Annotated in this window: 13 protein-coding genes; 9 read left to right on the plus strand and 4 right to left on the minus strand. The window is 33.1% G+C overall.

Annotated elements, in window-relative coordinates; translation table 11 throughout:
• Nucleotides 1-304: 304 nt before the first annotated feature.
• The 8 genes from glnA (at nucleotide 305) to QQZ16_RS01265 (ending at nucleotide 7,567) form a co-directional block, all read left to right on the plus strand.
• Nucleotides 305-1,639: a type I glutamate--ammonia ligase gene (gene glnA, locus QQZ16_RS01230; RefSeq protein ID WP_031537647.1), complete on the plus strand. Its 1,335-nt coding sequence runs from the start codon at nucleotides 305-307 to the stop codon at nucleotides 1,637-1,639.
• Nucleotides 1,640-1,937: 298 nt separating this feature from the next.
• Entirely contained in the window at nucleotides 1,938-2,870 is a 933-nt protein-coding gene (locus tag QQZ16_RS01235) for a manganese-dependent inorganic pyrophosphatase (RefSeq protein WP_235249327.1), read from the plus strand.
• A gap of 269 nt (nucleotides 2,871-3,139) precedes the next feature.
• On the plus strand, nucleotides 3,140-3,646 hold the full coding sequence (locus tag QQZ16_RS01240) for a TlpA disulfide reductase family protein (RefSeq protein WP_235249319.1): 507 nt from the start codon (nucleotides 3,140-3,142) through the stop codon (nucleotides 3,644-3,646).
• 213 nt (nucleotides 3,647-3,859) lie between these two features.
• Nucleotides 3,860-3,991, plus strand: coding sequence for an FbpB family small basic protein (locus QQZ16_RS01245; protein WP_031540139.1), 132 nt, complete (start codon nucleotides 3,860-3,862; stop codon nucleotides 3,989-3,991).
• Nucleotides 3,992-4,063: 72 nt separating this feature from the next.
• Entirely contained in the window at nucleotides 4,064-4,207 is a 144-nt protein-coding gene (locus QQZ16_RS01250; protein ID WP_016205356.1) for an acid-soluble spore protein N, read from the plus strand.
• 246 nt (nucleotides 4,208-4,453) lie between these two features.
• On the plus strand, nucleotides 4,454-6,796 hold the full coding sequence (locus QQZ16_RS01255) for an AAA family ATPase (RefSeq protein ID WP_235249317.1): 2,343 nt from the start codon (nucleotides 4,454-4,456) through the stop codon (nucleotides 6,794-6,796).
• 15 nt (nucleotides 6,797-6,811) lie between these two features.
• On the plus strand, nucleotides 6,812-7,252 hold the full coding sequence (locus tag QQZ16_RS01260; protein ID WP_035416767.1) for an acyl-CoA thioesterase: 441 nt from the start codon (nucleotides 6,812-6,814) through the stop codon (nucleotides 7,250-7,252).
• A gap of 24 nt (nucleotides 7,253-7,276) precedes the next feature.
• A complete protein-coding gene (locus tag QQZ16_RS01265) occupies nucleotides 7,277-7,567 on the plus strand; it encodes a hypothetical protein (protein WP_031540135.1) in 291 nt (96 codons plus the stop codon).
• Nucleotides 7,568-7,752: 185 nt separating this feature from the next.
• Here the strand turns inward: QQZ16_RS01265 and QQZ16_RS01270 are convergent, their stop codons facing one another.
• The 4 genes from QQZ16_RS01270 to plsY all read right to left on the minus strand — a co-directional run bounded on the left by QQZ16_RS01270 (nucleotide 7,753) and on the right by plsY (nucleotide 10,970).
• A complete protein-coding gene (locus QQZ16_RS01270; RefSeq protein ID WP_235249310.1) occupies nucleotides 7,753-8,040 on the minus strand; it encodes a HesB/YadR/YfhF family protein in 288 nt (95 codons plus the stop codon).
• Nucleotides 8,041-8,156: 116 nt separating this feature from the next.
• Nucleotides 8,157-9,299, minus strand: coding sequence for a CapA family protein (locus QQZ16_RS01275; RefSeq protein ID WP_284560993.1), 1,143 nt, complete (start codon nucleotides 9,297-9,299; stop codon nucleotides 8,157-8,159).
• 130 nt (nucleotides 9,300-9,429) lie between these two features.
• Nucleotides 9,430-10,263 (minus strand): two-component system sensor histidine kinase NtrB, encoded by an 834-nt coding sequence (locus QQZ16_RS01280; RefSeq protein WP_031540132.1) that lies wholly within the window; start codon nucleotides 10,261-10,263, stop codon nucleotides 9,430-9,432.
• A 104-nt stretch (nucleotides 10,264-10,367) separates the two neighbouring features.
• Nucleotides 10,368-10,970, minus strand: coding sequence for a glycerol-3-phosphate 1-O-acyltransferase PlsY (gene plsY / locus QQZ16_RS01285; RefSeq protein WP_031540131.1), 603 nt, complete (start codon nucleotides 10,968-10,970; stop codon nucleotides 10,368-10,370).
• A 252-nt stretch (nucleotides 10,971-11,222) separates the two neighbouring features.
• Between plsY and QQZ16_RS01290 the strand changes: the two genes are divergently transcribed.
• Nucleotides 11,223-12,641, plus strand: coding sequence for a phospholipase D-like domain-containing protein (locus tag QQZ16_RS01290; RefSeq protein ID WP_235249305.1), 1,419 nt, complete (start codon nucleotides 11,223-11,225; stop codon nucleotides 12,639-12,641).
• The last annotated feature ends 52 nt before the right edge of the window (nucleotides 12,642-12,693 follow it).

Consider the following 12,693-nt stretch of genomic DNA (forward strand, 5'->3'; position numbering starts at 1 on the left):
AACTACGCAACAGAGAGTATAGTGGAAATAGTTACAGATGGTAGATCCACTTTACTTTATGCTTACTAATTCTTACAAAAGTAGCTATATGGAAAAGAATCATACAAATCTATTATTTCGACATATGCCTACTTTATCCACTTAGCGAATAGTGTCAATAACAGGAGAAAAACGACGAAAAGGGATGAAAGCGCTACCTAATATAATTTTTAAAAAATTATAAAAAAACATTGTTTTAAGAGAAATAATTCCTTATAATGAAAGCAAGTTAGATAATAGAACATGAATTGTGAGGTAAGTTAACATGGCTGAATTTACATTAGAGAAAATTGAAAGTATCGTTAAAGAAAAAAGTGTAGAATTATTACATCTACAATTTGTGGACATTGAAGGTATTTTAAAAAACATTACTATTACTGCACAACAATTAGATGATGCTGTAGAAGGAAAAATCATGATTGATGGTTCATCCATTAAAGGATTTTCTCCCATTAACAAATCAGACTCTTATTTACTACCAGATTTAAACACATTTGCAGTATTACCTTGGACAGAAACAGAAGGTTATTCAGAAGCTCGTTTCCTTTGCTCTGTTACAAACCCAGATGGTACTTTATTTGAAGGCGATACACGAAATGTTCTTAAGAAAACTGTTGAACGTGCAGCTGAAAAAGGATATACGATTTCAGTTGGACCTGAATTAGAATTCTTCTTATTTGCTACGGATGAAAATGGATATCCAACTACTGAATTAGGTGACAAAGGCGGTTATTTTGAGCCATCACCAAAAGATTTAGGGGAAAAAGTTCGTGTGGAAATTTTCAAAACTTTGAAAGCAATGGGCTTCACAATTGAAGCACTTCACCACGAAGTAGCAGAAGGGCAACATGAAATTAATTTCAAATATGCAGATGTATTAACAGCTGCTGATTTAGCTACAACATATAAATGGGTTGTAAAAACAATTGCTGCTCAATATGGTTTGCATGCTACATTTATGCCAAAACCAGTATTTGGAATAAATGGTTCTGGAATGCATGTTAACATGTCATTCTTTAAGGATGGAGACAATAGTTTTTATGACGCAAACAATGATTTAGAGTTATCTGATACTGCATATTCTTTCATTGCTGGTGTATTAGAAAATGTTAAAAATTTCGTAGCTATTACGAATCCGCTAGTAAACTCTTATAAGCGTTTAGTACCTGGTTACGAAGCACCTTGTTACTTAGCATGGTCTGCATCCAACCGTTCAGCATTAATCCGCATTCCTGCAAAACGTGGAATGGCAACTCGTGTTGAACTTCGTTGTCCAGATCCATCTTCAAACCCTTATCTAACATTTGCTGTTATTGCTTCTGCAGGATTAGATGGAGTAGAAAAAGGCTTGAAGGCTCCAGCACCAATTAACGAAGATATCTTCCATATGACAGATGAACGTCGTGAAGAACTTGGCATTGATAGCTTACCTGGTGGTTTAGATGCTGCAATCGCAGAACTTGAAGCTGGGGAAATTGGTCTTAAAACTCTTGGAGAGCACGTATTTACTGAATATGTAGCTGCTAAAAAAGAAGAGTGGGATAACTACCGTACTACAATTCATGCTTGGGAAATCGAAAACTATCAATATAAATTCTAATATACTAGTTAAATAGAATAGGAGCTTCAAACTCTTATTAGACTGCAAATAAACACCTGTATGGGTAGTTTGTTTGCAGTTTTATTTATTTCTTTTATAAGTATAGATAAATGGGGTCTGTTGTTTAGCTAGTGTGGCATTCTACTTTTCAAACATTAAATTGTGATTAAATGCCAAGCAAAATCGCCTCTTTTTTCTGTTCTTTTCTTTAAATTTTGGTAAGTTATGATAAAATAAAGTGGGATGTATGATTTTAGTTATTACGTCATCAGATTATGGTAATAAGGAGATTTGCTAAATGGAAAAAGTATTGATTTTTGGTCATAAAAATCCGGATACGGATACTATTTGCTCTGCTATTGCATATGCAGAATTAAAAAAAGAGCTTGGAGTGGAAGCGGAAGCTGTTCGTCTAGGTGAGATTAGCGGCGAAACAAAGTTCGCTTTAGATTATTTTAAAAAGGAAGCTCCTCGTTTCATCGAAAAAGCAAGTTCAGAAACAAAGTCTGTTATTTTAGTTGACCACAATGAGTTTCAGCAAAGTGTGGAAGACATTAAAGATGTAACAATTTTAGAAGTTATTGATCATCATCGTATTGCAAACTTCGAAACAAGTGATCCTTTATACTATCGTGCAGAACCAGTAGGATGTACAGCTACTATTTTGAATAAAATGTATAAAGAAAATAATGTGGAAATTAAGAAAGAAGTTGCTGGGCTAATGCTTTCCGCAATCATTTCTGATTCATTATTATTTAAATCTCCAACATGCACAGAGCAAGATGTACAAGCTGCTAAAGAATTAGCAGAGATTGCTGGTGTAAATGTGGAAGAGTATGGTTTAGAAATGCTTAAAGCCGGTGCAGATCTAAGCGACAAAACAGTTGATCAATTATTAAGCATTGATGCGAAAGAATTCTCAATGGGTACATACAAAGTGGAAATTGCCCAAGTAAATGCAGTTGACACAAATGATGTAATTTCTAAACAAGCAGAATTAGAATCTTCTATTCAAGCGATCATTGCTAAAAAAGGCTTAGATTTATTCCTGCTTGTTGTAACAGATATTCTAAATAATGATTCTGTTGCTGTTGCTTTAGGTAATAAAGCACAGGCAGTAGAAAAAGCATTTAACGTACAGCTAGAAACGAACACAGCTTTATTAAAAGGTGTTGTGTCACGCAAAAAACAAATCGTACCAGTCTTAACAGAAGCCTTTAATGAACAATAAAAGGTGCTAAATGATGAAAAGAAGAAACAGTCCATTTAATTGGGCTGTTTTTTTCGAAATAAAGAATGTTAAAGTATGTATGCTAATTACATTGCTAACTTGGTAACAACAGCATTTGCTTAACTGATCCATTATGGAAATTTAATTATTATAATAATTAAATAATTTTACGCACTCAATATAATAAATAAAAAAATTTGGGATAATCTATAAGAAAGACTTAATAAAGTTATCTTTTACAATTCATTTAATTATAAAAGGAGGCTGTTATGTCACCTAAACGAGTATTTTTCCTTATGCTGCTAATGGCTATGCTTATTATTACAACACCAAATGATGTTATGCTAGCTAAGAATGGTTTAAACATTGGAGACAAAGCTCCAAATTTTACATTAAAAGATCTTAATGGAAATAAAGTAGAGTTATCCGATTTTAAAGGTAAATTTGTTATGATCAATTTTTGGACAACCTGGTGCCCACCGTGTAAAAAAGAAATGCTTGATATAGAAACATTTTCAAAGGAGAAACAAAATGATTTTGTTGTCCTTGCTGTAAATGTTGATGGCGGAAATGAAGCAGGGGTTAGACAATTTGTCCAGGAGAGAAAATTAACTTTTCCAGTTTTAATGGACAAGAAAGATATGGTTGCTAATCAATATCATATACTTAGTATACCAACCACCTATTTCCTAAATAGAGAAGGAGATATCATCCATAAGCATTTTACGATGTTAACCCTCAAAGAAATGAGAGAATTGACAAAAAGTAAAAAATAATGAAAATAATATAAATTAGCATGTAAGCGCTTTACAAACTGCTGGTGATATACTATAATTACAAATGTAGTAATAAGGAGTGCACCCCTTGTTTTAATTATCAGAAAACAAAAACTTTTCAAATAGATTCAAAAATTATTTCTTTTCATGTAATAATTATTTTACTTATTGGGAAATATGATAATACAAATTTTTTATAAAGGAGAATGAGCCATGAGAAAACCTCGCAAACGTTCATTTCAAGAATTAGTATTAGAGAATAAAATGCAATTATTAAAGGATAGAGAAGCAATTGAAAAAATTGAAGAACGATTAGAAAGAAAGCATTTGAAAAAAGCTCGTTAATATTAAAATCTAGAAATTACCATCTATTCTGCTTGTACTTTTGTACAAAATATAAAAGAAGGAGTTGATTAGATGAGTAATCCTAAAAAAGATAGCAAACACTTTGTACCAAGCCATATTGGGACAAAATCAAGAAGCTTTGGTGGAAACAAAGGAAAGCAAATGCAAGATAAATCAGGACAACATGCTCAAGTAATTCAAACAAAAGGGGAATAATTGTCTCCTCAAAATATAAACCATAATTAGACAGCAATCACTCATTTTTTTGATGAAAAGAATGAGTAATTGCTGTCTTTATTTTTGACGGAAAAAAGGAAAAAATGCTTGTACTAATGATATTAGGGATGAAAGGTACTTTACTAAGATAAATCCTATGAGAAAGGTACATAATCATTAACGAAAATAAAGGAATATGTTAGTATTAAAAAGGTATATCCTAAATTTATTAAGTGAAGTGAACATATGAATAACGAACAAGTAAAACCAAATATAAAAGATCAAGAAATTTATCTGTTAGAGAAAGAGTTTGAAGAGCATGGTTTCGTAGAAAATGAAAAAAAAATCTTAGATACGATTCAAACGCTAAATGAAGCACAGAATGGAAAAGAAATTTCCCAATTATTAACGATAGCGGCATTATCCAGGATGCATGGGAATCAAAAGGATACAATTGCGGTCGCATGGTTAAACAAAGCTATTGAGCTAAACCCAGACAATACAATGGCTCTTAAATATCTTTCCCAATATGATTGGAAGAATTTCAGCCACTTGCTCGATCAGCTTGTCTTCCCTAATATTCGCGAAACCGATAATCGAACAGCAAAACGCAAAATTGCAGAGCAATATATAAATAATTGTCGCGCATTTTTAGAGCAAATGGAAGATGAAGTGGCACATATTAAGAAACAGAGAATAAATGCTACTGTTTACGATAATAAAGAGGCAGTTGCGAAATATGAAACCATTGAACAAACGCTAAAAATAGTGATTGAGAAAACGTCTGAGCTATTGAAATCTGCTGAAGAGTATGCCGAATCTATTAGTGGTGTGTTTCATACATCGATTTACTATGAAAGTGTAAAAACGTTAATAGAAGAGCTTCAAGAACTTAAAAAGGAATGGGCAAGCCTTTTTGTAGAAGAAAAGGAAGAAAAACAGACGACACTTTCCTCGTTAGAGCAACTTGAGCAAATGGTCGGTCTTGCAACAGTAAAAAAAAGAGTACAGGATTTTTATCAGTTTTTAAGCTACCAAAAAGCAAGAAAAAAATTAGGCTATATGATTCAGGATGAATTAAGTCTAAACATGATCTTTACAGGTAATCCAGGTACTGGAAAAACTACGCTTGCCCGTCTAATGGCCAAGATATATCATGAACTAGGTGTATTGCCTAGCGCAGAGGTTGTAGAAACAGATCGATCCCAATTAATAGGTGGCTATATGGGACAAACAGAAGAAAATGTACGTTCTGTTGTTAAACAAGCAGTTGGCGGCGTTCTGTTTATTGATGAAGCTTATAGCTTAAAACGTGAGGGACAATCTGGTAATGATTATGGCCAGACAGCAATTGATACGCTTGTTTCCTTAATGACAGGGTCTGAGTTTGGTGGTAAGTTTGCTGTTATTTTAGCAGGCTACCCAGAGGAAATGCGTCAATTCCTAGATGGTAATCATGGGTTAAGAAGTCGTTTTCCAGCCTCTAATATGATTCATTTACCTGATTATACACCTAGTGAATTATTAGCAATTGGTGAAAGAATGGCTTCGAGTAATGACTATGTTATGACGGAAGATGGTAAAAAAGCATTATTAAAAAGACTTGAGAGGGAACAAGTGGATGAAAGCTTTGGGAACGCTCGAGCTGTTCGCAATATTGTTCTTGATGCCATATTTAGCAAAGGTTCCCGTAAATCAAATCAACAAGAAATCTTAAAATATACATTGCTACAAGAATTGGATTTTGTTAGTGATGACAAGGAAAAACCAATCAATCCAGCGACAGAATTAAATGAACTAATCGGATTATCGAAAGTGAAAGAAGAAATAAAGAAAATTATAGCATTTGTAAAGGTTCAGCAATTAAGACAAAAGAAGGCGCAAAAGAATTTGCCCATACAACTACATGCTGTATTTACAGGGAATCCAGGTACAGGAAAGACTACTGTTGCGAAATTATATGCTCAGTTCCTTAAAGATTGTGGAATCTTAAAGAGAGGACATTTGGTTGTAACAAGCAGGGCAGACTTTGTAGCGGGATATGTAGGTCAATCTGCTATAAAAACAAGAAAAAAAATTAGAGAAGCACTTGGTGGCGTGTTATTTATTGATGAGGCTTACTCCTTATTAGGAAATGGTGGACAAGATTTTGGTAAAGAGGTCATAGATACATTAGTGATGGAAATGACAAAGCATAATGAGAATCTAGTTGTAATCCTGGCTGGCTACCCAAATGAAATAACTGCATTACTACAAAGCAATCCTGGCTTAACTTCTAGGTTTAAAAAGTTTATCCATTTTGCTGATTATGTAGCTGAGGAATTGATTGACATAATGAAAATGTATGCAGCGAAATATGATTATTCGTTATCAGAAGAAGCTATCTCCATATTAAAGAATCAACTGCCTAAAGTTTCGACTGAAGGAAATGGAAGATTTGCCACTAATATTATCGATGAAGCAGTGCAATTACAAGCATTACGACTGTCCGAGCAATTAGAGCAAGGAATGGAAGCAGATGTTTCTACACTGATTGCTGAAGATATAGAAAATGTTTTACAAGGATATAAACGGAAAATCGAAGAATAGGACGGTATGAAACAAATGGATAATTTTTTTATTTCAATAAGAGACATTGAATTATATTATGCAGACACAGATGCTATGGGTGTTGTATATCATGCGAATTATCTTAAATTTTTTGAAAGAGGTAGAACAGGGCTAATTGAGGACATTGGCTATGATTATTTAGAAATGGAAAATAAAGGGTATTTTGCACCAGTCTATGATGTCTATGCAATGTATAAAAAGCCGTTACGTTATGGAGACCAAGCAAAGGTTAAAACTTGGGTGGAAACAAATGATGGGATAAAAACAGTTTACGGATATCAGATTATCAACCAGAATGAAGAAATCTGTGTGGAAGGAACTACGACACATATTATCGTATCGAAGGAAACATTTAGACCGAAACCTTTTAAGAAGATTTTTCCCGAATGGTTTCATAAATATGAAGAAATTAAAAAGCAACCAACAGACAAGTAAAGCCATATAAAGGAGATTACTTTCATGGCCTTTGGATTAAAAAGACAAGAGCTGACAGAGTGGAAAAGAAGAATAGATAATGGGGAAATTGCATTTTTAACTCATTACTGGTTAGATGATCGCTTCCCAGATTGTAAGACAGTTACAAAAGTAGGATGTTCCGATATAAAAAAGTTAAAAAGCTGGGGCGAAAAGTATGGGTTAAAGGAAGAATGGATCCATTATCGGAAAGATGGCTATTCTCATTTTGACTTATTGGGTGATACACAAAAGAAAATTTTGAAAGAAGAGGGTATTTCCGAGCGTTTAAAATAGATTTTTGAATGCTACTTTCTAAAGCGTAAATGTATGGAATGGAAAATGTTCAAACTATAAACAATACAGAATCGCTTATTATATCGAGCTTATTTTTTGAAATAACCAAAATTAAAACAGCGAAAGGTGAGAGAAACTTACCTTTTCGCTGTTTTTTAGGTATTTTATCATTAGCTCAAAACTTACTATGCGTGACGATATTCTGGTTCGTTTGCTACTTCATTGAAATCTGCAAATAGATCTTTATCATCAAAATACCATAAATCTTTTTCTTCTATATAATAATGAATTCCATCCTTTACCGTTTCTACGCCAATATTTACAGGCTGTTCATTGGAAATTCCTAAAGAAAAACCTTGCTGCACTGTACTGCATCCGCCGTAACGAGCAAAGAAACGAATAAAGTCTCCATCTTTTAACAGCATTTCATCCTTGTACCATTCGGCAGCTTTATCACTAATCACAATTTTCATGTTTTCACACCTCTTATGAATTTTGCTCCTTAAATGCTAAGGAAGCAATCTATTACTATTGGTATATTTCAATTATAAAGGATTCTATTATAATTATCGAATAATTGCATTTGGTTTTACTCTGCTTGTCCTTCTATTAGCATATGATCCATTATTTTTTTATAAATAGAAGCACCATATTTATCAACGGCTTCTTCTGAAGTAACCAATGGATGCATGATATAATTGCTTTCATTCTTACTTGCAACAAAGGTAGGATAGAAGGTAGGCTGATCCAATGTAATAGTAGTCGAATTTCCTCTCTGCAGTTTATTCACCGTAATAGTTACCATTCCACCGATATCTCGATATTCTTCATCCTGTCCAGATAAAAAGTTCCCTAACGAATAAACAACTAAACCTTTTTGCCCATTTTTTCCTTCTAGCCATTCGATTGGCTGAAGAACATGCGGATGACTTCCGAAAATAATATGAACACCTTCATCGATAAAAAACTGTGCCAATTCTTTTTGCTCATTAGATGGATAACGCTCGTATTCGTTACCCCAATGAACTGCCATTACTATAACATCTGCAACTTTTTTGGCCCGTTGAATTTCGTTACTCATTTTTTCTTTATCTATTACATTAACGATATACTCGTTTCCTTTTGGAACGGGAATCCCATTTAAACCGTAGGTATAAGCTAAATAAGCAATCTTGACATCATTTTTTTCTAAAACAACTATCTTATCTTGATCATCTTTATTTAAATAGGTTCCAACATGGGGAAGATCTATTTGATTTAAATAATCAATGGAAAGCTTTTGCGCTTTTACTCCGCGATCTAAAGCATGATTATTTGCAGTAGTAACAATATCAACACCTGCTTTTTTTATGGTATCGGCAATTTCGTGGGGACTATTAAAAGTAGGATAGCCAGATAACCCAATCGTTTCTCCAGCGACAATTGTTTCTTGGTTTGCAAGCAATAAATCAGGTTTTTTTAATTCACTGGATAGATTAGCTAACATTTTATCAAAATTATAATAATCTCCTTCTCGAGCATCATTATAGACTCGATCATGGATAAGTATATCGCCAATAGCTGCTATTGTAATTTTTTTATTTTCTTCTTTTGCTAATTCATGAATGTTTCTACCTGAAATAGAATGAGATTCTTTGCTGGTAGAAGGGGAAAACTTTGACATCCCCACACTCACTAGTATGCATAATGCAACAATCAGGAAGAACATGTAGATTATTTTTCTTTTATTCATCATCAGCCTCTTTAAAACAATTTTAAAATCACTTTACAAATAATAGCATAACAAATATTGATACATTTGTAAGTAAAGAACAAGGAATTGATTGATTTTTTTCTGCCACTGTTCTCTATCACAAAGGAAGTTATTGTTCCTTTAAAAAGTAGAATGGCAGCTGTATGGTAATGGTTGTCCCTTTTTCTATAGCACTTTGGACCTTCATAGTACCATTATATTTCTCAATCAGCTTTTTGCAGACATAAAGGCCCATGCCGGTTCCATTTTTTTTCGTCGTTTTAAGCGGAGTATATAAATGATTCAGCTGTTCCTCTGTCATGCCACATCCATTATCTTTTACTATAACCAAGAGATGGTCCCTAGAAACTTTTGTTTGAATAACCACCTCTTTTTGATTGGATGAATGATTTGCTTCCGTTGCTTCAAAGGCATTTTTTACAACATTTACGATTACTTGGGTAAGATGCTGTTCATGGATTATACATAATGGTTCGTCTGATATTAAGTCAATATGTAAGATTATTCCTTTTAAATTTGCTTCGCTCTTAAAAACAGAAGACATTTCCTTGATTAATTTATTTATAGATAGTGGGTGACTTTCCTTTGATTCAGATTTAGATAAATTTAAAAAATCGGTAATTAAGTCATTGGCTCGTGTTAATTCACTTAGTGCTAAATCCGTGTATTGATGAATGGAATGAAGATTATTTGTTTGTTTTATTAGTTGCAAAAATCCGCTAATAGACGTAAGCGGGTTACGTACTTCATGTGTTATGCTACAAACCATTTTGGCTATATTTTCACTATAGGTTGTAGAAAGAGTTAAAGATTGTAGACATTCGATTAAATGCTCCATATTTGCTTTTTGTTCCTGGAGTTTCGTTTCCACCATTTCTAATTTATTTTCAAAGTCTTCTGCACCTTCAATAGTACTCTTGTAATTTACAGTATGATTGGTCATCCTTATTCGCCCCTTTAACGATTATAGTAAAAGGTATGACGAAATAAATCATTTAATGTCAAATTAAACTTGTAAAATAAAAAAAAGACCGAAATCGGTCCTTTTTATAGCCAGGTTACTTTTGGCTCCGTTTTATTAATGATCCTCTTTATATTGGCACGATGTCTATAAACAACAAAAATCGTTAGTACGGCAAGAATAAAAATTAATAATTTATCGTCCCAAAGGATAAGGGAATAGATAAGTCCCGCGAGACCAGCAACCATGGAAGATAAAGAAACATATTTTGATATATATAGTGTAAGAAAAAATACCGCTAAAATAATAAGGAATAAAAGTGGTTCATGACCAAGAAGAATGCCAGCAGACGTAGCAACTGCTTTTCCACCTTTAAAACCAGCAAATACTGGATACATATGACCAACTACTGCAAATATCCCAAAAATTAGCGGGTTTATCTCTATGTCAATGTTCCATATAAGAGTAGCAAGTATTGGCAACAATGTTGCGATTGTCCCTTTCAATATATCGGAAATTGTTACCGCAAAGCCTGCCTTCTTGCCAAGAACTCGAAATGAATTGGTACCGCCTAAATTCCCACTACCGTGTTCTCGTATATCTTTATTGTAAAAGGTTTTGCCTATTATTAGTCCAGAAGGAATAGATCCAATTAAATAAGCGAGTATAATTAATAGTCCAATAATCAATTTTCGTAATCTCCTTCACCTATGTAAATGCTTTTTGCTTTTATATTGTATCATGTATTTGCGAAAACTCATCATTTTTTCAAAAAAATATTCTACATCCACAGATGATTATCCTTCCTATTATTGCAAAAACTAAATAGATATTAAGCAACCATAAATCACTGATTTTGAGAATTAGCCCCGTGAAAAGTGAATGGCAAGTCTTTAACAACGAAAACCGCTTTAGAAATGAAGCAAATGGGGAGGAAAATGATGAAACGGATAGTTGGTATTTTATTCCTGCTTTTTATCATTATATATAGTAGTACTATATATTATCATGTGAAAAAACCTCTTCCAATTGGGATGTCAGTAGAGGGAGCTATCCATCAAGTAGAAGATATTGAGCTATTAACAGACATCACCTACAAAAATAAACAGAATAAAAGAGTTGTTCAACATGAAGTGTTTCATACGATGCTAAAGGACATTCAACAAGCGAAGAAATTTATAGTAGTGGATATGTTTTTATTTAATAAAGATACAAATGAAGACCAAGTCTATCCACCCTTAGTAGAAGAATTTACAAAAGCGCTAATAAAGAAAAAAACGGATAATCCTTCCATTAGTATTGTTTTATTAACGGATAAAATCAATACAATCTATGGTTCCTATCCATCAGAGGAATTAAATGATTTAAAACAAATAGGTATTAAAGTTATCGAAACAAATGTAAAGAAGCTGCGAGATTCTAATCCACTTTATTCTGCTTTTTGGCGAATGTTTGGACAGTGGGGGAAAACAAATGGGAATGGTCATTTACCTAATCTTTTAGCAAAAAGTGGGCAAAAGATTACCGTGCTATCCTATTTAGAACTATTAAACGTAAAAGCAAATCATCGAAAACTATTAATTACGGAAAATGCTGCAATCATATCGAGTGGGAATATTCATAATGCAAGTGGCTATCATTCAAACATAGCTTTTCGTGTTGACGGAAACATAATTAATGATTTACTTGAAAGTGAAGAGAGTGCAGCTAGATTGAATGAACATCTCCATTTGCCACGGATCCCAAAACAACCTGAAACAAATACACAGATAGAAATTCAATTACTGACAGAAGGGAAAATAGGCAAACATGTATTAGAAGAAATCAGTAAAACAGATAGCAAAGATTCTATTTGGATAGGAATCCTCTATTTAGCAGATCGAAATGTTATCGATGAAATCAAAGCAGCGGCAGCGAGAAGGGTGCATATTTATTTACTATTGGATCCAAATCAAAATTCCTTTGGCAATAAAAAAAGTGGCTTGCCCAATATTCCAGTTGTAGCAGAGCTAAGAAAATCAAAAGTATCTAAAAATATTCATATTAAATGGTATAACACAGGAAAAGAACAATATCATCCGAAAATTATGCTAATAGAAAGAGAAACAGCAGATACCATTATTAGTGGTTCCGCTAATTTTACGCGTAGAAATCTTTATGATTTTAACTTGGAAACAGACATTAAAATTATCGCCAAAAAAGAAACAAAAGTAGCGATAGAAACGAAATCCTACTTTCAAAGATTATGGACAAATGATGGTGCAGAATATACAAGGGATGTAGATACACAAAGTAAATTACCTTTCTTTCGCTATATTGTCTATCGATTACAGAGGGTTTTATGGTTCACAACTTATTAATTTTATTATTCATAATTTCTATTTCATTTCAAATAATAATACTATGAATGAA

The organism is Bacillus sp. T2.9-1 (genome assembly GCF_950097965.1).
Classification (GTDB): Bacteria; Bacillota; Bacilli; order Bacillales; family Cytobacillaceae; genus Niallia; species Niallia hominis.

What these genes read in the sequence shown, in the direction of transcription:
- QQZ16_RS01265 (WP_031540135.1), top strand. Translation starts at nt 7,277, where the DNA reads ATGGCCTTTGGATTAAAAAGACAAGAGCTGACAGAGTGGAAAAGAAGA.
- QQZ16_RS01235 (WP_235249327.1), top strand. Translation starts at nt 1,938, where the DNA reads ATGGAAAAAGTATTGATTTTTGGTCATAAAAATCCGGATACGGATACT.
- glnA (WP_031537647.1), top strand. Translation starts at nt 305, where the DNA reads ATGGCTGAATTTACATTAGAGAAAATTGAAAGTATCGTTAAAGAAAAA.
- QQZ16_RS01280 (WP_031540132.1), bottom strand. Translation starts at nt 10,263, where the DNA reads ATGACCAATCATACTGTAAATTACAAGAGTACTATTGAAGGTGCAGAA.
- QQZ16_RS01270 (WP_235249310.1), bottom strand. Translation starts at nt 8,040, where the DNA reads ATGAAAATTGTGATTAGTGATAAAGCTGCCGAATGGTACAAGGATGAA.
- QQZ16_RS01240 (WP_235249319.1), top strand. Translation starts at nt 3,140, where the DNA reads ATGTCACCTAAACGAGTATTTTTCCTTATGCTGCTAATGGCTATGCTT.
- QQZ16_RS01250 (WP_016205356.1), top strand. Translation starts at nt 4,064, where the DNA reads ATGAGTAATCCTAAAAAAGATAGCAAACACTTTGTACCAAGCCATATT.
- QQZ16_RS01290 (WP_235249305.1), top strand. Translation starts at nt 11,223, where the DNA reads ATGAAACGGATAGTTGGTATTTTATTCCTGCTTTTTATCATTATATAT.
- QQZ16_RS01245 (WP_031540139.1), top strand. Translation starts at nt 3,860, where the DNA reads ATGAGAAAACCTCGCAAACGTTCATTTCAAGAATTAGTATTAGAGAAT.
- QQZ16_RS01275 (WP_284560993.1), bottom strand. Translation starts at nt 9,299, where the DNA reads ATGAATAAAAGAAAAATAATCTACATGTTCTTCCTGATTGTTGCATTA.
- QQZ16_RS01260 (WP_035416767.1), top strand. Translation starts at nt 6,812, where the DNA reads ATGGATAATTTTTTTATTTCAATAAGAGACATTGAATTATATTATGCA.
- QQZ16_RS01255 (WP_235249317.1), top strand. Translation starts at nt 4,454, where the DNA reads ATGAATAACGAACAAGTAAAACCAAATATAAAAGATCAAGAAATTTAT.